The organism is Roseovarius sp. CH_XMU1461, from assembly GCF_037027165.1.
In the GTDB taxonomy this organism is placed as follows: domain Bacteria; phylum Pseudomonadota; class Alphaproteobacteria; order Rhodobacterales; family Rhodobacteraceae; genus Roseovarius; species Roseovarius nubinhibens.
The window spans coordinates 485258-510132 of record NZ_JAYMDV010000001.1; the positions used below are offsets into that span (position 1 = coordinate 485258).

Consider the following 24875-nt stretch of genomic DNA (forward strand, 5'->3'; position numbering starts at 1 on the left):
CAGGGGCTGCGATGAAATAAAAGCGGATCGGGGGACGTTGCTAGTGTTCGAATCAAAACGTATCAAGCCGGCGCTGTTGGCCGGGCTGCTGTCGGTGACGGGCAGCTTTGCTTTTGCTGTCGAACTTGGGTTCAAAGTCTCCGGTCAGGACCGCGATTTCGCCGAATATCTCAAGAGCGCCACGCTCACCAGCGATCTCAAGGACAAGGACGCCAGCACCAATCAGGATTACATGGCCGCCGCCCGTGCCGATTACGCGCGTCTTGTCGGCGCGCTCTATGAGCGGGGGTTTTACGGCGGCACGGTGAGCATCCGCGTGAATGGCCGCGAAGCCGATGAGATCGATCCGCTCTCGACGCCGCGCACCATCAACCGCATCGATTATCACGTGACGCCGGGGCCGAGGTTCACCTTTGGCACCGCCCGTGTCGCGCCGCTCGCCGCCGGCACCGAGATCCCCGAAGGCTTTGCCCCGAACAAGCCCGCGAACAGCGCGCTCGTCCCCGCCGCCGCCCGCGCCGGAATCGAAGGCTGGCGCAATCAAGGTCATGCCAAGGTCGATGTCGCCGGTCAGTCGGTCACCGCCTATCACCCCGACCGCAAGCTCAACGTCGATATCGGCCTCACACCGGGGCCGCGGCTGCGCTTTGGCCCGCTGATCCACGAGGGTGAAAGCCGCGTGCGCAGCGAGAGGATCGTCGCCATCGCGGGCCTGCCAGAGGGCGAGATTTATTCCCCCGAAGAGATGAAGGACGCGGCGGACAGGCTGCGCCGCACCGGGGCGTTCCGCTCTGTCGTGCTCAACGAGGCCGATGAGATCGGCCCCGGCAACACCCTGCCCGTGACGGTCGAAGTCACCGACACCAAGCCCCGGCGGTTTGGCTTTGGTGCCGAACTCTCGTCGCTCGAAGGCATCACGCTGAGCACCTTCTGGCTGCATCGCAACCTCTGGGGCGGTGCCGAACGGCTGCGGATCGACGGCGAGGTCAGCGGCATCGGCGGCGACACCGATGGCATCGATTATATCCTTTCGGCGCGTCTCGACCGGCCCGCGATCTTTACCCCGGACACCTCGCATTACTTCGATTTCCGCCTGCAGGAACTCGACGAGCCCGATTACAACGAAAGCAGCCTGCGCATCGGCACCGGGCTCAGCCATATTTTCAACGACAACCTGACCGGCGAATTGGGCGTGGCCTATCAATATTCCGAGATCGAGGATGATCTCGGCAACCGCACGCGCCAGCATCTTCTCTTCCCCGGCAAGCTCACCTTCGACAATCGCAACGATCCGCTCGATGCGACACGCGGCGTCTATCTTGGGCTCGAAGTGACGCCCTTCCTCGGGCTGAACGAGTCCGGCGGCGGGGCGCGGATTTACTCGGACACGCGGAGCTATTTCGCCTTGGGCCGTGACGAAGATATCGTGCTCGCCGGACGTGCGCAGCTTGGCACGGTGACCGGCGCCGATCTCGAAGATGTGCCAGCGGATATGCTGTTTTACTCCGGCGGCGCCGGCACGGTGCGCGGTCAGGGCTATCAATCGCTCGCCGTGGATCTCGGCGGCGGCAACCGCATTGGCGGGCGCTCCTTCATGGCCTTTTCCGCCGAAATTCGCGCCGCCGTGGCCCGCAAGATCGACCTCGTGGGCTTTGCCGACACCGGCTATGTCGGGCGCGATGCCTTTGGCGGCGGCACCGGCGATTGGCATTCCGGCGCCGGGCTCGGGCTGCGCTATGACACCGGCATCGGCCCCATTCGGGTCGACGTGGCCACCCCGCTCGACGATGACGCGGGCAAGTCCTTTGAACTCTACATCGGCATCGGGCAGGCCTTCTGATGCGTGCGCTCGCCCTTCTCTCGCTCATCGCCTGTCTCGGGCTGACGCCCGCCCCCCTGCTGGCCCAGGAGGAAAGCGCCCCGGCAAGCACCAGCGACCCCGTGCCCGAAGATGACAAAACCTACCTCGAAGAGCTGATCCAGGACTCGCTCTCCGGTGCGGGCCGCGAAGTGCGCGTCACCGGCTTTCGCGGCGCTCTCTCGTCCAATGCCACGCTGCAAGAGCTGACCATCTCGGATGAGGAGGGCGTTTGGCTCACCCTGCGCGATGCCTCGCTGCTGTGGTCGCGCAGCGCGCTCCTGTCGGGGCGGTTGTCGGTGCAGGAATTGACCGCAGAAGAGCTCATCATCGCCCGCCCGCCCATCTCGGAGGGCGGCGTGACAACACAGGATGCCGAGGCCACCGATTTCGCCCTGCCCGACCTGCCGGTGTCAGTCGAAATCGGACAGGTGCGCATCGACAAGATCACGCTCGAGAAACCTGTGATCGGCGAGCCTGCCCAACTCTCGGCCAGTGGCAGCCTGAGCCTGACCGAGGGCGAGGGCACGGCAGAGCTCGAAATTCGCCGCCTTGATCGCAACGACAAATTCGACTTTGCGGCCTCTTTCCAACAGGAAAGCCGGGTGCTGGCGCTCGAACTTGCCATTGACGAGGCCGAAGGCGGGCTTGTCTCCAAGCTGCTCAAGATCCCCGGCCAGCCCGAAATTCAGCTGAGTGTCAGCGGCGAAGCCCCGCTGTCCGATTACGAGGCGCGGGTGACGCTGGCTACTGACGGCACGCCCCGCGTCTCGGGGGCCATCGGCATTGCCGCGCTGAACCCCGAGGCCGAAGGCGCCGCCGCTGACTATCAGTTCACCGCCCTGCTGCAGGGCGATATGCGACCGCTTTTCGCGCCCGAGTTTCACGCGTTTTTTGGCGAGACGGCCAAGCTCGACATCGCCGGGATCAAACATGCCGACAAGCGGCTGACGCTTGACCGGCTCATGATCGACGCGGCAGCGGTGCAACTCGATGGCAATCTGCGGCTCGACGCCGAGGGCTGGCCCCAGAGCTTTGCCCTCAACGGGCGGCTGGGGAACCCGGGCGACATGCCCGAGGCGGTGCGCCTGCCGGGCTCTGGCCCTGTCACCACGCTGCAACGCGCCACGCTCACGGCGGATTTCGATGCGGCCCGTGGCGAAGATTGGCGCGCGGCAGTGACGCTCAAAGGGCTCGACCGGCCCGATCTCTCCCTCGCTGATGCAGAGATCACCGGCACCGGCAAGATCACCCGCGATGGCAATCTCGAACAGGTCACCGCCGATCTGGCGCTGGCCCTCTCCGGTCTCGCGCTGAGCGATCCGGCGCTGGCGCAGGCCGCGGGCGACAGCCTCAGCGGCACCGCCGCCCTGACATGGCAGCCCAAGCTGCCCGTCACGGTCACCGGTTTTGATCTGCGGGCAGGCGATGTCGCGGTCACCGGGCGCGGCAGTATCGACGGGCTCGCCTCCGGCTATCCCGTGGCCGGTCATGCCCGCCTCATCGCCCCGGATTTCAGCCGCTTTGCCGCCCTCGCCGACCGCCCCCTCACCGGGCGGCTCGAGGCCGATCTCGCCGCCTCGGCCAAGCTTTTGGGCGGTGTGTTCGATATCGCGCTCGTTGCGAACACCGATGGGCTTGGCATTGGTGACGACCGCGCCGATCCGCTGATCGCGCCCCCGTCGCGCGTTCTGGTCGACATGTACCGGACCCAGCACGGCACCGTTCTCGATCAACTCCGGATCGAAAACGAGGTGCTGTCGGCCCGGGCCGAAGGCGCGCTCGACGCCGAAGCGGGCGAGATCGCCGTCATCGCCCGTCTCGAAGAGCTATCGCTGACCGAACCGAGCCTCAGCGGCCCGGCCAGTTTCACCGGCGATCTGGCGTGGAAGGCCGACCGCCCGCTGCGCTTTGAAAACATGACGCTAGAGGCCGCCGGGGCCAGGGTTGCGGGGGCGGGCACGCTCGATCTGCAAGACAAGGCGCTGCCGCTCAATGCGAAACTCGATGCCACGGTCGCGGACCTGTCGCGCTTTGCGACCCTCGCCAAGCGCCCGCTAGCGGGTCAGGCCCGCGCCCGGCTCGATGGCCGGGTCGAGCTTGCCGGGGCAGACGCCCTCGGCACCTCGCGCGACATTCCGGGGCTGGCCGATCTGCCGCTCGGCACGTTCGATCTGACCCTGAACACGACGACGGCGGGGCTTGCCATTGGCGAGCCACGGCTTGATGCGGCGCTCGCCCCGGTGACCCAACTCTATATCTCGGCCCGCCGTGACGCCGATGTGCTGTCCTTGCGTGATCTGTCGCTCGACAGCGACGCGATCAAGGCCAATGGCACCGGGCTCATCAGCAGCGAAAGCGCCCAGATCACGCTCAGCGCCCATGCCGCCGAGCTGTCGCAGTTCGATCCCAAGCTCTCGGGCGAAGGCACGCTCGCCTCTGCGGTGACGTGGGAGAAGGGCGGCGCGCTGCGCATTCTCGCGCTCGAGGCCGAGGGCAGCGGTGCCAAAATCGCGGCCGAGGGCGAGGCTTTCCTCTCCGAACCGGGCCGACCCTTTGAGGGGGCGCTCTCGCTCGACGCCGCCGACCTCTCGCGCTTTGCCGGGCTGGTGGGTCAGCCCATCGCCGGTCAGGTCACACTCGACGCAGAAGGCAAGGGCAAGCTCGACGCAAGCGCGCTCAGTGCCAGCATCGACATGGAGGGCCGGGCCGTGCGCACCGGCATGGCCGAGCTGGACCGGCTGGTGGCTGGCGACATCTCCCTGACCGGCGCGGGCAGCTATGCCAAGGGCCAGGCCCCCGACCTGCAATATCTGCGCCTCGACACCGCGCGGCTCGACGCCAACGCCTCTGGCAACGGCCCCGGCCAACCCATTAGCCTGTCGGTACGGCTGAGCGATCTCGGCCTGCTTGCGCCCGGCTTCAACGGCCCCGCCACGGCCCGCGGCACGATTGCGGTGCTGGATGAAACCGGTCAGCGGATGCGGCTCGACATCGCGGCGCAAGGCCCCAACAACATCAACGCGACAATCACGGGCGATGTTGTCAACCATGGTGAACGGCTCGACATCCGGGCGACCGGCTCTGCCCCGCTCGCCCTCGCCAACAGCTTTATCGCGCCGCGCTCTTTGGCCGGGATGGTCGCCTTTGACCTGCGCGTCGCAGGCCCGCCCGCGCTCAATTCCGTTTCCGGCGAGGCGCGGCTGCAACAGGCGCGGCTGGCGCTGCCGACCCTGGGCCGTGCGGTGGAGAATATCGGCGGCGTGGTCCGGCTCAGCGGCGGACAGGCGACGCCCGACATCTCCGGCACGCTCGGCACCGGCGGCAATTTCCGGATCGGCGGCCCGATCACCCTGCGCGCGCCCTACCCCGCCGCGCTACAGATCGATCTCGCCGGACTCGGCGTGCAGGATCCGGACCTCTTTGCCACCACGGTCAATGGCCGGGTCACCATCGACGGACTGCTCACCGGCGGCGCCCGCATCGGCGGTCAGATCAACCTCGGCGAAACCGAGCTGCGCGTGCCCTCCTCCGGCGGGCTGAGCTTTGCCGACTTGCCGCCGATCAACCACGTGGGCGCCCCCGCCGCCGTGCACACCACGCTCAGACGCGCCGGGCTGAACGATGATGGCACCAGCAGCGGCAGCGGCGCGAGCGGCCCGGCCTATCCGCTTGATCTGTTGATCAACGCGCCCAACCGCATCTTTGTGCGCGGCCGTGGGCTTGATGCCGAACTGGGCGGGCGGTTGCGCCTTGGCGGCACCACGGCGGATGTGATCCCCAGCGGCTATTTCGAGCTGCTGCGCGGGCGTCTCGACATTCTGACCAAGCGGCTCGACCTGACCGAGGGACGCGTGTCGCTACAGGGCTCCTTCGATCCCTACCTGCGCTTTGTCGCGGAGACCGAGGCCGAGGATGACGTGACCGTGCGCATCCGCGTCGAGGGCGAGGCGAGCGATCCCGAGATCACCTTTACCTCCGATCCAGACCTGCCGCAGGACGAGGTCATTGCGCGGCTCATCTTTGGGCGCGGCATCGATTCCATCTCGGCCTTTCAGGCGGCGCAACTCGCCAGCGCGGTGGCCACCCTTGCCGGGCGTGGCGGCGGCGGGGTTGTGGGCAAGCTGCGCGAATCTCTGGGTTTTGCCAATCTCGACGTGACCACGAATTCCGAGGGCGAAACCGAAGTGACCGCCGGCACCTATATCTCGGACAAGGTCTATTCCGAGGTCAGCGCCGCCAGCGATGGCACGCAAGAGATCAATCTCAACTACGATGTGAGCAAGACGATCACCCTGCGCGGCAGTGCCGGAACCGATGGCGACACCGGCATCGGGATCTTCTTTGAAAAGGACTACTGACGCGGCCTAGACTGGGGCAATCGCCACGAGGTGATTGTCCCAGTTGACCGGATGCGACGCGGGCCGGGCCGTGGCCGCCGCGCCGATCACCCGGCCCGTGCCGGTGGTGAAGACCAGCCCCCGACGCCCCGCTGCCGTGCCACAAATATCCGGCTCCGTGATCTCGGCCACCCGCCGCCCACTGGTGTCGAACACAAGCGCCAGGTCGCCGCGCGGCCCGGTGATCGCGATCTCTTCGCCCGAGGCCGAGATCGCCACGCTGCCCGCATAACCGCGCATCCGCCGCTCTGTCATCCGGTCCTCGTCGGCCTCGCAGAACTGCAGCGCTTCGCCGCGTCGGTGCAACACCAGAAGCGGCGGCACATCGGCCATATCGCCCTGCCACTGACAGGCCAGCGCCACCAGCCCATCCGGGCGCAGCGCCAGATGGCGGGTCGAGAGCTGATGCCACTCGGCTGGCGGCTCGTGCTGTTCCAGCAAGTCACCAGAGAGCGACAGATAGCTCAGATTCGGGCGCATCGTCGCGAGGTTGAGCTTGGCCCGCCCGGCGTCGGGATGGGTCTCGATGCCGCCATTCGCCACCACCAGGCTCGCCCCATCCGGCATCAGCCGCAGATCATGCGGCCCGACCCCGCCCGAGGCAAATTCCGCCACCCGGCGCAGCCCGTTGCGCATGTCCCAGACGCCGATCATGCCGCGCCCCTCGTCATAGGCGTTTTCACCGGTGAACAAGAGATCGCCATCTCGGGAAAACGCGCCATGACCGCTGAAATGCCGTCCCTCGGGGGCCGACAGCTCGGCCAGGGATTTGCCGCTCTGACAGTCGATCACCAGCGCGAACCGCCCCGGCCTGCGGGCAAAGGCCACCGCCAGCGCGCGGCTCGGATGGGCCGCCGCCGCATGGCCGCGCCCCGGCAAGGGCAGCTGAAACAGCGCAGTCCCTGCGCCGCTCAGCCCAAAGAGCGCATAGTCACCCGAGGCCCGCCGCGCCGCCGCGAGGAACTCAGGACTGCCCAGCTCGGCCCAACCCGTCGCGGGCAAAGCCCCCGCCGCCAGAAGATCGCCGAGAAACCGCCGCCGCCCGCGCATCAGTCGCCATCCAGCGCGTTAAAGCCCGCCGCAATCCCGAGACGCGGGCCAAGGTCTTCGGCAAGGCCGTGGCGGATTTCCTCCACCGCCTGCTGCAGCACTTCGACATGAAGCCGCCCCTGCGGTGCGGCGACCCCGGCGAAGACCGGATCATTAAGGGCCTCAGCCTCCGCCAGTGCCTTGGCAAACGCCGCATCGAGCCCTTGCGCCACGTCGGGCGCGCCCGCCGCGAGATACCCGGTCAACTCGCGCATCGCCTCCAGCGACAGCACCACATGACGCAGCGACCGCCCCGAACGACGCGCCTCGGCACGCTGCGGCCTTGGCCTGTCGAACGTGCCCATCGGCCGTCCGAGCCGCATCGCCGAGGTGAACTCGAGCCCACCCGAAAGCGCGGTAAAGAGCTGCTGCGCCGCCTCGGCCTCTGTGCGGTAGGTGTCATTCTCGCCCGGCGCCCGCAGCCGCGCGGCATAGTCCCCGTCCCAGCCCTGCCAGATCACCGCCGCCGTCGCCGCCATATCCGCCGTCAAGGCCTGGATCAGCTGACAGCGATAGCCCGCCTGCGGGGCGGGCAGATCACCGCTGAACTCGGAATCATAGAGAAGATATTCCAGCGCATAGAACCCGCGCGCCGCGATCGACACATCGGCATAACGCGCGGCGTTTTCCGCCACCGGATCCGCCTCGGCCATCAGCTGACCGAGCGCCTTGGGCGTCTTGCTGCGCGGATCGGGCCAATAGGCCAGCGCAAAGGCGCGGCCCTCCTCCTCGGACGGGCCAAAGCGCAGATGGCTCACCTTGATCCAGTCGTCAAAGGCCTGCCCATAGGCTTGCCGTAGGGCCGCATCCTCGGGCGCGCAATGATCCTGCGCCGTGCGGGCCAAGGCCTTCGTGCTCTGGCTCAGCGCGCGAAAGCCGGGCAGGATATGCCCGTCCACCGCCCCATCAAGATCGGCCACATCGGCCAGGGCCGCCCCCGGCAGGGCGAGACAAAAGACAGCACGTGCCAGCCAGTGTTTCATATCACAAACTCTCCAGAAAGCGGATCAGCGCGGCGCGCTCATCTTGTGGCAGGGCGATGACTGCATCGCGCTGGGCCTCGGCCTCGCCGCCATGCCACAGCACCGCCTCGAGAAGCGACCGCGCCCGCCCGTCATGCAGAAAATAGCTATGCCCCGAGACCTGCTCGGTCAACCCGATCCCCCAGAGCGGCGGCGTGCGCCATTCCCGCCCCGTCGCCCGCGCCTCGGGTCGGTGATCGGCAAGCCCCTCGCCCATGTCATGCAAGAGCATATCGGTATAGGGCCAGATCAGCTGAAAGCTCTGCTCGGGCTGGCCGTCGAGCCGATGGGTGACAAAGCTCGGTCGGTGACAGCTGGCACAGCCCAGCTCGTGAAAGAGCCGCTTGCCCGCCAGCACCTCTGGGTCTGCCACATCGCGTCGGGCGGGCACACCGAGGTTGCGGCTGTAAAACGTCACGAGATCGAGCGCCTCATCGTCAATCTCGACACCCCTTATGTCACCATCGCCATGCGGGGCGCTGCGGCAATCGCCCTGCGCCTCGGTGCAATCGCCCCAAGCGTCCGGGTATAGCGTGCTCGATATGCCCACATCGCCGGAAAACGCCGCCGCCGATTGCTCTCGGATGGTCGGCATCCCGGCCTTGAGCCCGAACCGGCCAAGCATGGGGCGATCAAACTCGCGCGACCAAACGATATTGGGACGGCCAGAAATGCCATCGCCATCGCGGTCCTCGGGGTCGGCACCGGCCAGGATATCCGCCGCCGGGATCGCCTCGAGCAGCCCCAGCCCGATCATCTGCGGTGCGACACGCGGGCTCAGCATCGCGTCGGGATGGAGCGGGCCATAACCCAGCTCGGCCGCCGCATAGGTTGGGTGGCGCAGCGAGGCTGTCTCGCCCCCGGCCAGCGCAATCTCTACCTCGTCATATCGGATGTCGAGCCGATATTCCGCCCTTTGCCCGGGCAGGCCGAAATCCTGCATTTGCCCGCCATAGGTCGGCTCGGGCCGGGTCGCGAGATAGCCTTCGATCTCGTCGATCCCGTCCTCCGGCCCGCCCGGCACCGAGATGCGCAGGAACATCGAAACGGAATTGTCCTCGGCACTCTCTGGCGGATGGCCGCGCCCGTCCTTGAGGTGACAACGCTGGCAGGACCGCGCGTTGAACAACGGGCCGAGCCCGTCCGACGCCAAGGTCGACGAGGGCGAGGACACCCAGAGTTTGCGGAAAAGCCCATTGCCGAGCTTGAAGGTCAGCTCGCCCTCGAAATCCACCGTCTTGGAGGGTTGCGAAAACGCATTGGCGTCGCCCGTGTTGCGCACCGTGGCGGCACCGCCCGACAGCTCATCAAAAGGCTGCGGCGCGGTGAAATCATCAGGCGATGTCAGCACCTTGGCGATCCGCGCGGCCTCGGATGCACTGCGCGGCACGACCGAGAGATGCGGATCATCCTGCACCTTGGCCCAAGGAAAGTGCTCTGCCGTATTTTGCGCGACTGCGGCCGCGGGCAAGCCGGCGAAAAGGATCAGCAGCGCATGGCGAAGGCTAGGCATGGCAGGAACCGTTCTTGGCAGGACGCGGCACCACATGGGCGCCGCGCCGGATCCGTTTATTGGAAAACGGCCTCGGGATTGTCGAGGCTGTCGGAGCCTTCAAAGGCGATGCCATCGACCCCGAGCGCTACCACAACACGTTCGATGCTGCGGGTCTGGTCGATCAACCCGTTTACCCCGCCCATGATGAGCGCCTCGCCTTTGTCATTGCCGCGCTCGAGCATCATGTCATAGCTGAAGCCGCCGTCTGCGGCGCTCTTGAGCGCGCCCAAGGCATCCATGGTCGCCGAGAGCTTGGCCTGCATCTCGGCATCGAGTGCCGCGTCCTGAGCCGCCACCAGATCGGCGAGCGACGGGCCTTCGACCTTGCTGCCATCGACGCGGGTATAGGCGCCGAGATAGACGTTCTGGACGCCGAGACCATCGTAGTAATGGCTATTATGGGTGTTGTCGGAGAAGCAATCATGCTCTTCCTCGGGATCGTTGAGCATCAGGCCAAGGCGCATCCGTTCGCCCGCCTGTTCGCCATAAGAGAGCGAGCCCATGCCGGTCAGCATGGCCGAGATGCCGGCATCCTCGTCTGACAGTAGCGTCGCGCGGGCCGCGCCGTCGCTGGCCCATTGTGCCGCCATCCAGTCGAGATCCGAGACCAGAAGATCCGTCGCGGCCTTGAGATAGGCGGCGCGGCGGTCGCAATTGCCGTTGGTGCAGGCCTCGCCCGAGGCGAAATCGGTCCAGGGACGATTGCCCGCGCCTGCTGCGTGACCGTTGAGATCCTGCCCCCAGAGCAGGAATTCGATCGCGTGATAGCCGGTGGCGACATTGGCCTCGACGCCATCGGCCTCATGCAGCGTCTCGGCGAGCAGCGCGGGGGTGATGTCGCTGGCGTCAACCTCTTGGCCCGAGAGGGTAAATTTGGGGTTGGCCACGACGTTCAGCACGGCAAAGCCGTTCTCATCGGTGGCGCCGCCATAGGAGGCATCGACGTAATCGATGAGCCCTTCGTCGAGCGGCCAGGCGTTCACCTTGCCCTCCCAATCGTCGACGATGGCGTTGCCAAAGCGGAAAACCTCAGTCTGTTGATAGGGCACGCGGGCGTCGATCCAGGCGGCGCGGGCGGCGGCGAGATTGGCCTCGGACGGATCCGCGATCAGCGCCGCGACGGCCTCTTGCAGGGCTCGGGCGGTGGTCAGGCTGTCGCCGTAGCCGGCTGCGGCGATATCGGCATAGGTGTTGAGAACCTCAGTCTTTTCAGGGGCTTCGGCCCAGAGGGGCGCGGCGCTGGCGAGGCTGAGGGCGAGGATACTGGTGGTCGCGGTGAGACGGGTCATGGGAGGGGCTCCTGCGGTCTGCGGTGGCGGGGCCTGCCGCGTGACAGGCCATTCACGGCCCTACCTGAGTGAAATACTCGGGAAATGCAAGGGTGATTCTCGGACGCCTCCCGGGGGCCAGCCCCCGGACCCCCGGGATATTTGTCGGCCAGAAGAAACGGGGCCGCGTTTTTGCCCTCCTCAATTTTGAGTGATTGCTCAAATGGGCGGTTGAGACTCGGCGGCGATCGCTTATGTGAGAGGCAGAGCCCGCCACCCCAAACCTGCCCCGGCAGATCGGAGAGACCATGACCGAGACCCCGCTTCGTATCGACATTATTTCAGACGTGATGTGCCCGTGGTGCATCATCGGATATCGCCAGCTTCAGACGGCGCTGGAGGCGACCGGCACGGGGCATGAGATCCATTGGCACCCGTTCGAGCTCAACCCGGAAATGCCGCCGGAAGGGCAAAACCTGCGCGAGCATATCATTGAAAAATATGGATCTTCTCCCGAGCAATCGGAGCAGAGCCGGGTCCAGATGACGGCCATCGGGGCCGATCTTGGCTTTGAGTTTCGCTTTGCCGAGGACATGCGGATGCACAACACTTTTGCCGCCCATCAGCTCTTGCATTGGGCGGGCGAGATGGGGCGGAAGCATGATCTGAAACAGGCGCTGTTCGAGGCCCATTTCACCCATCGGCGCGACCTGTCGGACAGGGACGTTCTGGCCGATGTGGCGGCTGAAATCGGGCTTGATCGAGACGAGGCGCTGGCGGTTTTGGAGGATCAGCGCTTTGCCGAAATCGTGCGGGAACATGAGCGATTTTGGCTCAAGCAGGGCATCCAGGGCGTGCCGGCGGTGGTGTTTGGCAGCAAACATCTGGTGACCGGGGCGCAAGGGGCCGAGACCTATGCCCGCATTTTGACCCAGCTCACCCAAGACCAAAATACCTGAGAATCGCCACGTCGGTAACACGTCGGTATTTCGACAGTATCGCGACAGTGATGAATTCTTGTGCAATTTGAAGGCTGCAGCCCCTTTGCCGGGGGGCTGTGGCCAGAAATGCGTTGACATTATTATGTATGCACATGTCAATACGGGCCATCCAGTCACGCAATGCGACGGGCGGCGCAATCTTGCCTTATCGTCGCGGTTCAAAATGACACCGAGATCATCAGACAGGGAGTACTGACAGAATGGACAGACGCAAATTTCTCGCCGCGGGCGCGGTCGGCACCGCCGCCTCGGCCCTCGCCGCCCCGGCCATTGCCCAGGACAAGCGCCAGTGGAAAATGGTCACCGCATGGCCCAAGAACCTGCCCGGGCCGGGCGTCGCGGCACAGAACCTCGCCGACCGGATCACCACGCTTTCGGGCGGGCGGATCGAGGTCAAGCTTTTCGCCGCCGGTGAGATCGTCCCCGGCCCCGGCGTCTTTGACGCGGTGTCGGAAGGCACGGCCGAGCTCTATCACGCGGTGCCCGCCTATTGGGGCTCGAAATCAAAGGGCATCCTTCTTTTCGGATCGCAGCCCTTTGGCCTGCGCGCCGATGAACAGGTCGGCTGGCTGACCCATGGCGGCGGTCAGGAGCTCTATGACGAGATGTATGGCCGGTTCGGCATCAAGCCCTTCCTCTGCGGCAACTCTGGCCCGCAATGGGGCGGCTGGTTCAAGACCGAGATCAATTCGGTCGAAGACCTCAAGGGCCTCAAGTTCCGCACCACGGGTCTTGCCTCGGAGATGGCCTCCAAGCTCGGCATGGCGGCGCAGGCGATGAGCGGCCCGGCGATGTTCCAGGCGCTGCAGACCGGCGCGCTCGACGCCGGCGAGTTCATCGGCCCCTGGACCGACAGCGCGCTTGGCTATTACCAGGTTGCCAAGAACTACTATTGGCCCGGTGTCGGCGAGCCCTCCTCGGCCGAGGAATGCGGCGTCAATGCCGATGTCTTTGCCGAGCTGCCCGAAGACCTGCAGCAGGTGGTGAGCTTTGCCTGCGAGAGCCTCTACAACCCGGTCTGGACCGAATATGCCACCAAACACGCGCAATCGCTGCGCACGCTGGTGGACGAGCATGAGGTTCAGGTCCGCAAGTTCCCCGAGGAGGTGATTGCCGCCATGGGTGTCGCCGCCGCCGAGGTCATCGACGAGCTGCGTCAGGACGAGGACGAGCTGGTCAAGCGGATCACCGAGAGCTTTGTCGCGTACCGCGATCTCATCGGGGGTTACATGACCTATGCCGACAACGGTCAGATGAATGCCCGTGCCTCGGTGATGGGCTACTGATAGACCACAAGACAAGGGCCCCGGCGCAAGGTTGATCCCTGCGCCGGGGCTTTGCCATCAAGGGAGGGGGCAAATGGAACAGCTGGCCAATCTGTTCGACGCGATCAACCGCGTCATCGGTCGGGGGATCCGCTGGCTGGCGCTGGTGATGCTGCTGATCCAGTTCGGCATCGTCGTCGGGCGCTATGTCTTTGGCGTCAATTCCATCGCGGTGCAGGAGAGCGTGCTCTATCTCCATGCGACGCTGTTCATGCTGGGCGCGGGCTATACGCTCTTGCTCGACCGGCATGTGCGGGTCGATATCTTCTATTCCAAGCTCGGCCCCCGCGCCTGGCGGCGGATCGACCTGTTTGGGCATCTCGCCTTTCTGATCCCGTCGATGCTGGTGCTGCTCTATTGGTCCTGGCCCTCGGTGCGCAACGCCTGGGCCATTTTCGAGGGGCCGATTTCCGTCGGGGGCATCAAGGGGGTGTTCCTGCTCAAGACCCTGATCCCGGCCTTTTGCGTGCTGCTTATCCTGCAATCCCTGTCGGGCATTCTGCGCCTGCTGCGCCCTGAGGCCGACCAATGACCGAGTATCTCGACCTGATCATGTTTGCCGCGCTGATGGCGGCGATCCTCACCGGCTATCCGGTGTCCTTCAGCATTGCGGGCGTGGCGGTGGGCTTTGCCTTTCTCGGCTGGGCCACCGGGGCGATGAATATTTCTCTCTTGGGCGCGCTTGGGCAGCGGGTGTTCGGGCTCATCAGCAATGAGGTGCTGATCGCCATTCCTCTGTTCGTGCTGATGGGGGCAGTGTTGGAGAAGAGCCGGATTGCCGAGGATCTTCTCGACACGATGGGGCGGCTTTTTGGCCAGCTGCGCGGTGGTCTCGGCATTTCCGTGGTTCTGGTCGGCGCGCTTTTGGCGGCCTCGACCGGGATTGTCGGCGCCACCGTGGTGGCGATGGGGATGATCGCCCTGCCGACGATGCTGCGCTCGGGCTATGACCCGCGGGTGGCGAGCGGCATCGTCTGCACCGCCGGCACGCTCGGCCAGATCATCCCGCCGTCGACCCTTCTCATCATCCTGGCCGACGTGATGTCCAACGCCTTTCAGCAGGCGCAATATGAGCAGGGCAAGTTTTCGGTCGAAGCGCTGTCGGTCGGCCAGTTCTTTGCCGCCGCCATGGGGCCGGGGCTGGCGCTGGTGGCTCTTTATCTTCTCTATATCCTGATCCGCGGGATGATCCGGCCGCAGGACATGCCGCCTGCCGCCGCCGATCTGCCGCGCCCGGAGCGGGCCGAGGTGCTGCGCGCGGTGGTGCCGCCGATTGCGCTGATCCTCGCGGTGCTGGGCGCGATCCTGGGCGGCATTGCCACGCCGACCGAGGCCGCCTCGGTGGGTGGCATCGGCGCGCTGTTGATGACCGGGCTGCGGCTTGGCTATGCGCCGCGGCTCATCGGCTTTGGCATTCTGGCGCTGGTGGTGCTGGCGGTGCTGGTGGGCATCTTTCCGGTCAGGTTGCAGCGCAGCGATCTCGACGGAGGGCAGATGGCGCTCGGCGGGTTCTACATCCTGCTGACCATCGCGGGCGCGATCGGCATCCTCGCGGCGCTGCGCGGGGCGATGCGCGAAAAGGTGGTGCATGCGGCGGTGGAATCGACCCTGACCATGACCGCGATGATCTTTGCCACGATCCTTGCGGCCGGGGTGTTTTCGCTCGTCTTCATCGGGCTTGGCGGGGAGGACCGGGTGGCGGCCATTCTCGGCAACCTGCCGGGGGGGCCGACCGGGGCGCTTATCTTTGTGATGATCTTTGTGTTCATCCTTGGCTGTTTCCTCGATTTCATCGAGATTTCGGTGATCGTGCTGCCCCTGGTGATGCCGACGCTCATCGTGATGGGGCATGATCCGATTTGGCTTGGCATTCTGATCGCGATCAATTTGCAGACTTCGTTCCTGACGCCGCCCTTTGGCTTTTCGCTCTTTTATCTGCGGGGGGCGGCGCCGAAGGAGGTCACGACGGGGCATATCTATGCCGGGGTGATGCCCTTTATCGGGTTGCAGATCCTGGGCATCGCGCTGGTCTGGGCCTGGCCCGAGCTGGCGACCTGGCTGCCCGGCGCGATTTTCTAAAGCCTGAAACGCAACACGGCCCGGGGGATGCCCCGGGCCGTGTCGTTGTTGGTGAGCGCGGATCAGGCGCGGATGCGGGCGTTTTCGGGGTCCCACATCGGCTGATCCTCTTGCACGGTGGCGGGGCGTTTCTCGCCGTAGATTTCCACCTCGAGCTCGGTCCCCGGCACCGCCAGATCGGCGCGCACCATGCCGAGGGCGACCGAATGGCCGACCCGGTAGCCCCAAGCGCCGCTGGTGGTTTCGCCGACGATCTCGCCCTTGTGCCAGAGCGGCGACATATAGGGCGCATCGGCCTCGCCCGCATCGACCTTGAGCGTCACAAAGCCCTTCTTGCGGCCTTGCTGTTTCTCGGCCAGAAGCGCCGCCTTGCCGGTGAAGTCCTGCGGCTTGTCGAGCTTGACGAAGCGTTCGAGCCCGCCCTCGAGCAGGGTGTAATCGGTCGAAAGATCGCCCTTCCACGCGCGATAGCCCTTTTCGATGCGCAGGCTGTTGAGCGCGTACATGCCAAAGGGTTTGGCACCGGCCTCGATGATCGCGTCAAAGATCGCGGGCATGTCCTCATTGGCGGCATGCACCTCCCAGCCGAGTTCACCGGTAAAGCTCACCCGGATGAGGAAGGCAGGTTTGCCCGCCACGGTGCAATGCTGATGGGTGAGCCAACCGGCCGAGAGATCGGCATCGGTGAGCGGCGCCAGTAGATCGCGGCTTTTGGGACCGGCGAGCAGCAGCGCGTCGCGGTCGCGGGTGGTCTCCGAAACGGTGACGCCTTCGGGCACCGCGTTGCGGATCAGGTCACCGTCATGCCATTGCGCGGTGGCGGCGGTGATCAGCACGAAATCATCCTCGTCGAGACGGATGCAGCTGAACTCGGTCACGATGCGGCCGCGCGTGTCGGCGACATAGACGAGGTTGATCCGGCCCACCTTGGGCAGACCGCCGGTCACGAAACCGCGCAGCCATTCATCGGCGCCCGCACCCTGGATGCGGAACCGCGAAAAGCCCGGCAGGTCGAGCACGCCACAGGCGTCGCGCACCGCTTCGCATTCTTCGCGCACCCGCGCCTCCCACGGGCCGGAGCGGCCCCAGGTATGCGTCGCCTCGAGCGAGGTATCATCGCCCGGCTTGGCGTACCAATTGGCCCGTTCCCAGCCGTTATAGGCGCCCATGACACCGCCCAGCGCCTTGACCTTGTCATGCACGGGGCTGAGTTTCTTGTCGCGGGCAGCGGGCCATTCGTGATGGGGGAAATGCATGGCATATTCGTTGCCATAGACCTCCATCCCCTTTTTCACGCAGTAATCGTGATCGGTGTAATCTGTGTAGCGGCGCGGATCGACCGCCCACATGTCCCATTCGGTCGCGCCATCGACGATCCATTCCGCCAGCACCTTGCCCGCGCCGCCGCCCTGGGCGATGCCGAAGGTAAAGACACAGGCCTCGAAGGCGTTCTTGACGCCGGGCATCGGCCCGATGAGCGGCAGCCCGTCGGGCGCATAGGGGATCGGGCCGTTGATGACCCGGGAAATCCCCGACTGACCCAGCAGCGGCACCCGCTCCATCGCGTCGGTGACGATATCCTCGATCCGGTCGAGATCGTCGGACCAGAGCTGAAAGCTGAAGTCGTCGGGCATCGGGTCGCTGTCATCGGTCCAATGGGCGCGGCAGTTCGGCTCGTAGGGGCCGAGGTTGAACCCGTGCTTTTCCTGACGCAGGTAATAGGACACGTCCACGTCACGGATCAGCGGCAGCTTGCCGCCGTTTTCCTTGGTCCAGGCTTCAACCTCGGGCACCTCTTCGGACAGAAGGTATTGATGGCTCATCACCATCATCGGCACGGTGCGCCCGCCATAGGGTTTGAACCATTCGCCGACGCGCTGGGCATAATAGCCAGCGGCGTTCACCACATAGTCACAGGCGATGTCGCCCTGTTCGGTGTGGACGATCCAGCTGCCGTCCTTTTCCTGCGTGACGCCGGTGGCGGGGCAGAAGCGGATGATCTTGGCGCCCATGTCGCGCGCGCCCTTGGCCAGCGCCTGGGTCACCTGTGCCGGGTCGATGTCGCCATCGGTCGGGTCATAGAGCACGCCCGCGAGATCATGGGTCTCCATGAAGGGATAGCGTTCCTTGGCCTCTTCCGGGGTCCACATCTCCATCTTGATGCCCTGATAGCGGCCCATGGAGGCGGCGCGTTCGAATTCCTGCATCCGCTCGCGGGTGTGGGCCAGCCGGATCGAGCCGGTCTGATGGTAGTTCATCGGATAGTCGACCTCTTCGCCCAAGCGGCTGTAGAGCTCGGTCGAGTAGCGCTGCATGTTCATGATGCCCCAGCTCGTCGAGAAGGTCGGCACGTTGCCCGCCGCGTGCCAGGTCGAGCCTGCAGTCAACTCGTTCTTTTCCAGCAGAACGCAGTCGGTCCAGCCCTTCTTGGCCAGATGATAGAGCGAGGAACAGCCGATGACGCCGCCCCCGATGATGACCACTTTCGCTTTTTTCGGCAGATCTGCCATGTCTTTCTCCTGTGTCGCCCCGTCGCGCGGGGAGTGTTTTCAACTACTGGGCCTTGGCAGTCCCTGCCGTGGCCGCATTCGGGTCGGTCCGGGCGTTCAGTCCCAGACCAGACGGGCCGCCAGCCCGCCGAACATCACCGCCGAGATCCGGCCCAAGGCCCGCGCCCGGCGGCGCAAAACATGTGCAAAGGCCCCCGCCGCCGCGCCGAGCGTCAGCGAGAAGAGAAGCCCCACCCCCATAAAGATCGCGCCGAGGATCAGGATCTGCGCCCAGACCGGGCCGATGGCGGGATCGGTGAACTGCGGGATGAAGGCAAAGATGAAAAGCGCGGTCTTGGGGTTCAGCACATTGGTGACAAAGCCGCGCCAGATTGCCCGGTGCGCGCGGCGCGCGGCATCGGTTTGAGCCACCTCGCCCGCGTGACGCCAGGCCTGCACCGCCAGAAAGACGAGATAGGCCGCGCCGATATAGCGGATCGCATCATAGGCGGCGGGCCAGGCCGCCAGCATCGCCGAGACCCCCGCCGCCGCGAGGATCAGATGCAGCGCGATGCCAAACGAGATCCCAATCGCCGCCGCCATGCCGGCGCGCGGCCCGCCCGCGATGCCGCTGGCCGAGACGAACATGAAATCCGCCCCCGGCGTCAGGTTGAGCAGCAGCCCCGCCCCGACAAAGGCCCAGAGCAGCGCCGGATCAAACCCTGTCAGTATGTCCCACATGATCTCAGGCCTTCTGCGGCAGATCGTCGGCGATGTCGTAGTAATCGCCCTTGTCTGCGGTGAAGATGTGCTTCTCGAGCCGGAGCCCGGTCGGGCCATCGAGCGCGCCGAGCGCAAAGCTCATCGTGTCCTCTTCATGGGCGGCCCAAAAGAGATAGGACCCGCAGGTGGCGCAAAAGCCGCGATGCGCCGCCTCGCTCGAGGCGTACCATGTGACCTCGCCCGTGATGTCGAGCGCGTCGCGCGACACATAGGCCGAGGCCCAGAGATGGCCCGATTGTTTGCGGCACTGGCTGCAATGGCAGACCGAGGCGCCCTTGGGGGTGGCCTGGGTGTGAAACCGTACCGCCCCGCAGAGGCAGCGTCCGCTGTGCCCTGTCGTGCTCATCCCTCGCCCTCCTGTGGCAGATCATCGGCAATCGCGTAGTAATCGCCCGCCTCGTCGGTCCAGACATGGCGGCCCAGGCGCAGCCCGGTCGGCCCGTCGAGCGCCCCGAGGGCGACGCGGACATAGGGGCTGTCGTCGCCGCGCCAAAAGAGCGTCGCGCCGCAGCTGCCGCAAAAGCCCCGGCTGGCGCTATCGCTCGCCCGGTACCAGCGCAGCCCGGCGTCGGCCTCGAACAGGAGCGCGTCCCAGCGGGCGCGCCCGGCGGCGAAATAATGGCCCGATTGCTGTCGGCATTCGCGGCAATGGCAGGCCAGCGGATCTTCGAGCGCGGAGCTCGTGAACCGCACCGCGCCACAGAGGCAGGCGGCGCGCATCATGCCCCCCGTCCCGGCAGGGCGGCGCTGCCCAGAAGCAGGCCGTAGAGGATGAAACAGGCGGCCAGCCCGCGCCGCAGCCAGCGGTTGAACACCGCGCCAAGCGCCGCCCGGCCCAGCCCCGCGCCAAGCGCGGTATAGCCCATATAGCTCAGCGCCGTGAGGCTGAGCGCGGTGGGGAAGATGACCCAGAGCTGCTCGGCCATGGGCACGTCGGGGGCGACGAACTGGCTAAAGGCGGCGAGATAGCCCGCGACGCTCTTGGGGTTGATCGTGGCGATGGCCAGCGCCTTCATATAGATGGCGCGGGCCGGTTGTGCGGCCTCGGTGTCGGTCACCGTGGGCACCGGGCGCGAGGCCATGATCCAGCCCCGGATGCCGAGCCCGATGAGCACCAGCGCGCCGAGGATCTGCAACGCCTGAAAGGCTGTGGGCGAGGCAAGGATGAGCGCCGTCACCCCCGCCGCCGAGCCGAGCAGAAAGACGCTCGCCTGCGTCAGGATGGCCAGCACGCCCCAGAGGCTCTGGCGAAAGCCGAGCTGCATCCCGTTGGTGATGCAATTGACGGCATTGGGCCCCGGCGTGGTGACGAACACCACCCAGAACAGGGCAAAGACGCTCCAATCCGACCAGCTCATCGCGGGGCCTCAGTAGACCGGGGGGGCGATGACCCAGATCGCCACCGCCGGTTCGTCGTAAGGGTTGATCCATTCATGGGCCTCGCCACGAATGCGGAAACTGTCGCCCGGCCCGACGGTATAGAGGCGGCCTTCGATCATCAGGTCGAGCTTGCCCGAGATGATGACACCGACCTCTTGCGTGGCGCGCTGGATCGTCTCGCCCGCGCGGCTATGGGGGGCGAAGGTGGAATGCACCATTTCGAAATCATCGGTGAGATCGGGCGACAAAAGCTCTTCGCGCAGGCCGCCTTCGCCCGAGCCGATCTGCCGCCGCGCGCCGCGCCGCACCACATGGCCGGCCTCTTCGGCCGGGGCCATGGCCTGACCGAAGAGCATGGAGATCGGCACGCCGAGCACATCCGCCATCTTGCGCAGATCGCTGATCGAGGGCTCGGAGAGATCACGCTCGACCTGGCTCAGCCAGCCGACCGACCGACCCAGCGCATCAGCCAGCGCCGCGAGCGTCACACCGCGCGCCTTGCGCAGGGCGCGCAGATCGGCACCGAGGGTCTGGCTGCGGGTGATGTCGGTCTGCTGCATGGGCTGTCACATCCGTGAAATTAACGTGTCGAATTTCACGATGACTCGGGTCCGTGAAAAAATCAACGGATATTTCACGCCGCAGCGCGGCAATCGCAAAGACCCGCAGGACCGCCCTGCCCCGCCTCGCCGGTGCAAAGGACCATGGGGCGTGGCGCCCAAGCGCGAGACCGCTCTGACACCGCCGAAATTTGCTTAGAATCGCCCCTTATGGCAGGCTCCGAGGACAGACGGCCAGATCGATGCAGTGCGTGACCCCTTCTCTAGAAAGGATTTGACCATGACTCTACGGCCCGACCCCAGCTTTCACGCCAGCCCGAAACTCGCCATGCAGGCGCCCCCGGAAAAGCTGGCCTTTACCTTGATGCTGAGCCCCGATGGATCACAGCCCGACGGGCTGGCGATTGTCGATGTCGACCCGAGCTCCAAGACCTATAGCCAGATCGTGCATCAGGTGATCATGCCCAACATTGGCGACGAGTTTCACCATTTCGGCTGGAACGCCTGTTCCTCGGCCCTGTCGCCGCTCTCGGGCCATGCCTTTCTCGAACGGCGCTATCTGATCATCCCGGGCATCCGGTCGAGCCGCATCTATGTGGTGGATGTGAAAGAGCCGCGCAAAGCGAAGATCCACAAGATCATCGAACCGGAAGAGGTCTTTGCCAAGACCGGCTATTCCCGCCCGCATACGATCCATTGCGGCCCCGAAGGCATCTATGTCAGCACGCTGGGCGGCGGTGGCAAGGATGGCACCGATGGCCCGCCGGGCATCTTCATCATGGATTGCGAAACCTTCGACATCATCGGCCGCTATGAGATGGATCGCGGCCTGCAGGACAAGCATTACGATTTCTGGTGGAACCTGCCGCGCAATTACATGGTCAGTTCCGAATGGGGCATCCCGCCGCAATTCGAAAACGGCCTCGTGCCCGAGGACCTGCTGTCGAACAAATACGGCCATAGCATCCATTTCTGGGATCTGCGCGGCCGCCGGAATATCCAGACCATCGATCTTGGCGAAAATCACCAGATGGCGCTCGAGATCAGGCCCGCGCATGACCCGGTGAAGGAATACGGGTTTTGCGGTGTGGTGGTGGACACGACCAATCTCGAAGGGTCGATCTGGACCTGGTGGCGCAACAAGGATGGCACGTTCGAGGCCAAGAAAACCGCGACGATCCCGCCGCAACCGGCCAAACCCGAGGATCTGCCCGATCTTCTCAAAGGGTTCGAGGCGGTGCCGCCGCTGGTCACCGATATCGACCTGAGCCTCGATGACCGGTTCCTCTATGTCTCCTGCTGGGGCACCGGCGAGATGCTGCAATATGACGTCACCGACCCGATGAAGCCCGAGCTCGCCGGCAAGGTGGAGCTGGGCGGCATCGTCAGCCGCACAAAACACCCGAATGGCCGCGATTTCGGCTATGGGCCGCAGATGGTCGAGATCAGCCGCGACGGCAAACGGGTCTATTGGACCAATTCGCTCTATTCCACCTGGGACGATCAATTCTATCCCGGCGACCGGGGCGCGGCGATGGTCATGGCGGAGGTGGGCGAAAATGGCGGGCTGACCCTGGCCGAGGATTTTTGGGTCGACTTCCCCAAGGGCTATCGCAGCCATCAGATCCGTCTCGAGGGGGGCGATTGTTCCACCGACAGCTTCTGCTACCCCTCGGTCTGACCATGCCGGGACTGGCCTGAGTGGCGACAGGAATGGACAGCGCGGCGGCGCTCTGGGCGGCGGTGGCGGCCTCGGGGCTCTATCATGGGATCAATCCCGGCATGGGCTGGCCGCTGGCGGTGTCCGCCGCCTTGATGGAGCGCCGGGCGCAGAGCCTGTGGCGCGCCTGTCTGGCGCTGGCCGTCGGGCATCTGCTGGCGATGCTGGCGATGCTCCTGCCCTTTTCGGCCCTCGTGACGCTCGTCGCATGGCAGCGCGAGATCCAGATCGGGGCGGCGCTCTTGCTCATCCTCGCCGGGGCCTATCTGTTGATCAACCGGCGGCATCCGCGCTTTCTCGCGCGGGTGCCGCCCACGCGCCTCGCGCTCTGGTCGTTTCTCGTGGCGCTGGCGCATGGGGCGGGGCTGATGCTGGTGCCGATCTATCTCGGGCTCTGCGATCTGGCCGGGGCAGAGCCGGGCCATGCCGCCGCCGGGGCGCTGATGGGCAGCTCGATCGGCACCGCGCTCTGGGTGGCGCTGGCCCATACGCTCTGCATGACGCTTGCCGGTGGGGCGCTGGCCTGGGGCGTCTATCGCTGGATCGGGCTTGAAGTCCTGTCGCGCGGCTGGCTCAACCTCGATCTCTTCTGGGCGCTGAGCCTCGCCGCGATGGGGGTCTTGTCGCTGATCCTTGTGCTGTAAGCCGGCTCAGGCCCGGTCGGGATGCTCGATCGTGCTCGACAGCGGCGCGGAATCAGGATCGAGCGCGCGCAGCCGATAGGCCGGGGCCTTGGGCAGCCAACCCGCGAGCAACCGGTTGAGATCGGCCAGCGGGTCGGTGGAATCGTCGATGCGCAGATCGACATCCTTGAGCGCCTCGGCCCCCAGCACCATGACAGAGGCCGATTGCAGCGGGTCGCGTTCGCTGCCCGCCGCCTCGCCTGCGAGCATACCCGCCAAGAGCCGCTCTGACAGATGCCCCTTGGCCTCCTCGAACCCGGCGATCATGGCCGGAAGCACCGCCTCGGAGCCCAAGAAATTGCCCAGCGCCAGCGCGTGGTCCCCGGTGACCCCGCCGCAAGCCCCGAGACAGGAGGCCCCGGTGTGATGCAGCGGCGTGCCTTGCGCGGGCAGCACGCCGAGCTGTCGCCAATGCAGCGCGGTGGCGGCGTCCTGCATGGCGGCAAGTGTGGTCTCGGCGCTTGCGCTTTGCTCCCAGGCGCGCAGCCCGACCTGATGCAGCCGTGGATCGGTGCGGGCCTGCGACAGCACGACGACGCCCTCGGCCAGCGCGCCAACCCGGGCGCCGACACAGACCGAAGAGGTGGCCACGGCAAAGCCGATGTCGCCGGTTTCCGGGTCACGCCCGGCCAGAGAGAAGGTCATGAGGGCACCTCGACGCCTGTTTGGTCTGTGATCGGCCCGTAATGTTCGATGCGGCGATGGCGCGCGAAATCGAACACCGAGCGGCGGATATAGGCCCCGAGATCGAGATCGCAGTCATAGCTGATGACCTCATCCTCCTCGGAGACGGCGCGGGCCACGACTTCGCCGGTGGGGGCCACGATGGCCGAGCCGCCGATCATCGCAAATCCGTCTTCCGAGCCGCATTTCGCCGCCGCCATGACCCAGGCGCCATTCTGATAGGCGGCGGATTCGAGGCTCAGCCGGTTGTGGAACTCGCGCAGATGGGCAGGTTCGGGATGGTGGATGTTGCGGGTCGGCGTGTTGTAGCCCAGCATGAACACCTCGGCCCCGCGCAGCGCCATGACGCGGAAGGTTTCCGGCCAGCGGCGGTCGTTGCAGATGCACATGCCGAACCGCCCCGAGGGCGTGGCAAAGGTCGGAAAGCCGAGATCGCCCACCTCGAAATAGCGCTTTTCCAGATGTTCGAACTCCAGATCGCCGATGGGGTCGACCGTGCCGGGCAGGTGGATCTTGCGGTATTTGCCCAAGAGCGCCCCGTCCGGCCCGACCAGAACCGAGGTGTTGAAGCGGCGGGTCTGCCCCGCGTCTTCGGTCTTTTCGGCATAGCCGAGGTAAAACCCCACGCCGAGATCGCGCGCCACCTCAAAGAGCGGCAGCATCGCGGGCGACGGCAGGCCTTCCTCGAAGAATTGGTCATACTCTTCCGGCGTGTCGTAGATATAGCGCGGAAAGAAGGTGGTCAGCGCCAGTTCCGGGAAAGTCACCCAGCGCGCGCCCCGGCCATGCGCCTCGCGCAGCATGTCGATGAGCCGCGCCACCACCTGCGCCTTGGTGTCGGCCAGATGGACCGGCCCCATCTGGGCCACTGCGAAAATTTCCTTGCGGGCCATCATCCCCTCCTGCTCTGCGTCCAGATCAGAGCTAGACAGGCGGAACATCAGTGTGAAATAAAATATCAGACCCATGAAATAACTCT

Annotated in this window: 20 protein-coding genes; 8 read left to right on the top strand and 12 right to left on the bottom strand. The window is 65.6% G+C overall.

What is annotated here, in order from left to right; all coding sequences use genetic code 11:
• The first annotated feature begins 43 nt into the window (after positions 1–43).
• Positions 44–1840, top strand: a complete 1797-nt coding sequence (locus WA237_RS02345) for an autotransporter assembly complex protein TamA (RefSeq protein WP_336096534.1) — start codon at positions 44–46, stop codon at positions 1838–1840.
• The gene (locus WA237_RS02350) at positions 1840–6219 is read left to right on the top strand and encodes a translocation/assembly module TamB domain-containing protein (RefSeq protein WP_336096535.1); all 4380 of its coding nucleotides are present in this window, start codon (positions 1840–1842) and stop codon (positions 6217–6219) included. Before WA237_RS02345 ends, WA237_RS02350 begins: the two co-directional genes overlap by 1 nt.
• Positions 6220–6225: 6 nt before the next feature.
• Here the strand turns inward: WA237_RS02350 and WA237_RS02355 are convergent, their stop codons facing one another.
• From WA237_RS02355 to WA237_RS02370, 4 genes are read right to left on the bottom strand one after another with little or no spacing between them, the layout of a single operon-like run.
• Positions 6226–7308, bottom strand: coding sequence for a DUF1513 domain-containing protein (locus tag WA237_RS02355; protein WP_336096536.1), 1083 nt, complete (start codon positions 7306–7308; stop codon positions 6226–6228).
• Positions 7308–8330 carry an imelysin family protein gene (locus tag WA237_RS02360; RefSeq protein ID WP_336096537.1) on the bottom strand — a complete coding sequence of 341 codons (1023 nt, stop codon included), beginning with the start codon at positions 8328–8330 and terminating at the stop codon, positions 7308–7310. Before WA237_RS02360 ends, WA237_RS02355 begins: the two co-directional genes overlap by 1 nt.
• A gap of 1 nt (position 8331) precedes the next feature.
• Positions 8332–9882: a di-heme oxidoreductase family protein gene (locus tag WA237_RS02365; protein ID WP_336096538.1), complete on the bottom strand. Its 1551-nt coding sequence runs from the start codon at positions 9880–9882 to the stop codon at positions 8332–8334.
• A gap of 56 nt (positions 9883–9938) precedes the next feature.
• Positions 9939–11213 (bottom strand): imelysin family protein, encoded by a 1275-nt coding sequence (locus WA237_RS02370; protein ID WP_336096539.1) that lies wholly within the window; start codon positions 11211–11213, stop codon positions 9939–9941.
• Positions 11214–11500: 287 nt separating this feature from the next.
• Between WA237_RS02370 and WA237_RS02375 the strand changes: the two genes are divergently transcribed.
• The 4 genes from WA237_RS02375 (at position 11501) to WA237_RS02390 (ending at position 15597) form a co-directional block, all read left to right on the top strand.
• Positions 11501–12151, top strand: a complete 651-nt coding sequence (locus tag WA237_RS02375) for a DsbA family oxidoreductase (RefSeq protein ID WP_336096540.1) — start codon at positions 11501–11503, stop codon at positions 12149–12151.
• A 242-nt stretch (positions 12152–12393) separates the two neighbouring features.
• Positions 12394–13479 carry a TRAP transporter substrate-binding protein gene (locus WA237_RS02380; RefSeq protein WP_009812899.1) on the top strand — a complete coding sequence of 362 codons (1086 nt, stop codon included), beginning with the start codon at positions 12394–12396 and terminating at the stop codon, positions 13477–13479.
• Positions 13480–13552: 73 nt separating this feature from the next.
• Positions 13553–14050 carry a TRAP transporter small permease subunit gene (locus WA237_RS02385; protein WP_336096541.1) on the top strand — a complete coding sequence of 166 codons (498 nt, stop codon included), beginning with the start codon at positions 13553–13555 and terminating at the stop codon, positions 14048–14050.
• The gene (locus WA237_RS02390) at positions 14047–15597 is read left to right on the top strand and encodes a TRAP transporter large permease (RefSeq protein WP_336096542.1); all 1551 of its coding nucleotides are present in this window, start codon (positions 14047–14049) and stop codon (positions 15595–15597) included. The genes WA237_RS02385 and WA237_RS02390 overlap by 4 nt, the downstream gene beginning before the upstream one ends.
• 62 nt (positions 15598–15659) lie before the next feature.
• Here WA237_RS02390 and WA237_RS02395 read toward each other — a convergent pair whose 3' ends face one another.
• From WA237_RS02395 to WA237_RS02420, 6 genes are all read right to left on the bottom strand, one after another.
• On the bottom strand, positions 15660–18107 hold the full coding sequence (locus WA237_RS02395) for a GcvT family protein (RefSeq protein WP_336096543.1): 2448 nt from the start codon (positions 18105–18107) through the stop codon (positions 15660–15662).
• Between the two features lie 96 nt (positions 18108–18203).
• Positions 18204–18827 (bottom strand): LysE family translocator, encoded by a 624-nt coding sequence (locus tag WA237_RS02400; protein WP_216015901.1) that lies wholly within the window; start codon positions 18825–18827, stop codon positions 18204–18206.
• A gap of 4 nt (positions 18828–18831) precedes the next feature.
• Positions 18832–19215, bottom strand: a complete 384-nt coding sequence (locus WA237_RS02405) for a GFA family protein (protein WP_336096544.1) — start codon at positions 19213–19215, stop codon at positions 18832–18834.
• Positions 19212–19592 (bottom strand): GFA family protein, encoded by a 381-nt coding sequence (locus WA237_RS02410; protein ID WP_336096545.1) that lies wholly within the window; start codon positions 19590–19592, stop codon positions 19212–19214. The genes WA237_RS02405 and WA237_RS02410 overlap by 4 nt, the downstream gene beginning before the upstream one ends.
• On the bottom strand, positions 19589–20227 hold the full coding sequence (locus tag WA237_RS02415; RefSeq protein ID WP_336096546.1) for a LysE family translocator: 639 nt from the start codon (positions 20225–20227) through the stop codon (positions 19589–19591). Before WA237_RS02415 ends, WA237_RS02410 begins: the two co-directional genes overlap by 4 nt.
• A gap of 9 nt (positions 20228–20236) precedes the next feature.
• Complete coding sequence (locus WA237_RS02420; RefSeq protein ID WP_009812907.1) at positions 20237–20809, bottom strand: helix-turn-helix domain-containing protein; 573 nt, start codon at positions 20807–20809, stop codon at positions 20237–20239.
• Between the two features lie 280 nt (positions 20810–21089).
• Here WA237_RS02420 and WA237_RS02425 point away from each other — a divergent pair, with 280 nt between their 5' ends.
• Both WA237_RS02425 and WA237_RS02430 read left to right on the top strand, forming a co-directional pair.
• The gene (locus WA237_RS02425; protein ID WP_336096547.1) at positions 21090–22490 is read left to right on the top strand and encodes a selenium-binding protein SBP56-related protein; all 1401 of its coding nucleotides are present in this window, start codon (positions 21090–21092) and stop codon (positions 22488–22490) included.
• Between the two features lie 32 nt (positions 22491–22522).
• Entirely contained in the window at positions 22523–23173 is a 651-nt protein-coding gene (locus WA237_RS02430) for a hypothetical protein (RefSeq protein WP_336096934.1), read from the top strand.
• 6 nt (positions 23174–23179) lie between these two features.
• Here the strand turns inward: WA237_RS02430 and WA237_RS02435 are convergent, their stop codons facing one another.
• The gene (locus WA237_RS02435; protein WP_336096548.1) at positions 23180–23857 is read right to left on the bottom strand and encodes a DUF1028 domain-containing protein; all 678 of its coding nucleotides are present in this window, start codon (positions 23855–23857) and stop codon (positions 23180–23182) included.
• A complete protein-coding gene (locus WA237_RS02440; protein WP_336096549.1) occupies positions 23854–24864 on the bottom strand; it encodes an N-carbamoyl-D-amino-acid hydrolase in 1011 nt (336 codons plus the stop codon). Before WA237_RS02440 ends, WA237_RS02435 begins: the two co-directional genes overlap by 4 nt.
• Positions 24865–24875 lie beyond the last annotated feature (11 nt).

What these genes read in the sequence shown, in the direction of transcription:
- WA237_RS02350 (WP_336096535.1), top strand. Translation starts at nt 1,840, where the DNA reads ATGCGTGCGCTCGCCCTTCTCTCGCTCATCGCCTGTCTCGGGCTGACG.
- WA237_RS02355 (WP_336096536.1), bottom strand. Translation starts at nt 7,308, where the DNA reads ATGCGCGGGCGGCGGCGGTTTCTCGGCGATCTTCTGGCGGCGGGGGCT.
- WA237_RS02360 (WP_336096537.1), bottom strand. Translation starts at nt 8,330, where the DNA reads ATGAAACACTGGCTGGCACGTGCTGTCTTTTGTCTCGCCCTGCCGGGG.
- WA237_RS02365 (WP_336096538.1), bottom strand. Translation starts at nt 9,882, where the DNA reads ATGCCTAGCCTTCGCCATGCGCTGCTGATCCTTTTCGCCGGCTTGCCC.
- WA237_RS02370 (WP_336096539.1), bottom strand. Translation starts at nt 11,213, where the DNA reads ATGACCCGTCTCACCGCGACCACCAGTATCCTCGCCCTCAGCCTCGCC.
- WA237_RS02375 (WP_336096540.1), top strand. Translation starts at nt 11,501, where the DNA reads ATGACCGAGACCCCGCTTCGTATCGACATTATTTCAGACGTGATGTGC.
- WA237_RS02380 (WP_009812899.1), top strand. Translation starts at nt 12,394, where the DNA reads ATGGACAGACGCAAATTTCTCGCCGCGGGCGCGGTCGGCACCGCCGCC.
- WA237_RS02385 (WP_336096541.1), top strand. Translation starts at nt 13,553, where the DNA reads ATGGAACAGCTGGCCAATCTGTTCGACGCGATCAACCGCGTCATCGGT.
- WA237_RS02390 (WP_336096542.1), top strand. Translation starts at nt 14,047, where the DNA reads ATGACCGAGTATCTCGACCTGATCATGTTTGCCGCGCTGATGGCGGCG.
- WA237_RS02395 (WP_336096543.1), bottom strand. Translation starts at nt 18,107, where the DNA reads ATGGCAGATCTGCCGAAAAAAGCGAAAGTGGTCATCATCGGGGGCGGC.
- WA237_RS02400 (WP_216015901.1), bottom strand. Translation starts at nt 18,827, where the DNA reads ATGTGGGACATACTGACAGGGTTTGATCCGGCGCTGCTCTGGGCCTTT.
- WA237_RS02405 (WP_336096544.1), bottom strand. Translation starts at nt 19,215, where the DNA reads ATGAGCACGACAGGGCACAGCGGACGCTGCCTCTGCGGGGCGGTACGG.
- WA237_RS02410 (WP_336096545.1), bottom strand. Translation starts at nt 19,592, where the DNA reads ATGATGCGCGCCGCCTGCCTCTGTGGCGCGGTGCGGTTCACGAGCTCC.
- WA237_RS02415 (WP_336096546.1), bottom strand. Translation starts at nt 20,227, where the DNA reads ATGAGCTGGTCGGATTGGAGCGTCTTTGCCCTGTTCTGGGTGGTGTTC.
- WA237_RS02420 (WP_009812907.1), bottom strand. Translation starts at nt 20,809, where the DNA reads ATGCAGCAGACCGACATCACCCGCAGCCAGACCCTCGGTGCCGATCTG.
- WA237_RS02425 (WP_336096547.1), top strand. Translation starts at nt 21,090, where the DNA reads ATGACTCTACGGCCCGACCCCAGCTTTCACGCCAGCCCGAAACTCGCC.
- WA237_RS02430 (WP_336096934.1), top strand. Translation starts at nt 22,523, where the DNA reads ATGGACAGCGCGGCGGCGCTCTGGGCGGCGGTGGCGGCCTCGGGGCTC.
- WA237_RS02435 (WP_336096548.1), bottom strand. Translation starts at nt 23,857, where the DNA reads ATGACCTTCTCTCTGGCCGGGCGTGACCCGGAAACCGGCGACATCGGC.
- WA237_RS02440 (WP_336096549.1), bottom strand. Translation starts at nt 24,864, where the DNA reads ATGGGTCTGATATTTTATTTCACACTGATGTTCCGCCTGTCTAGCTCT.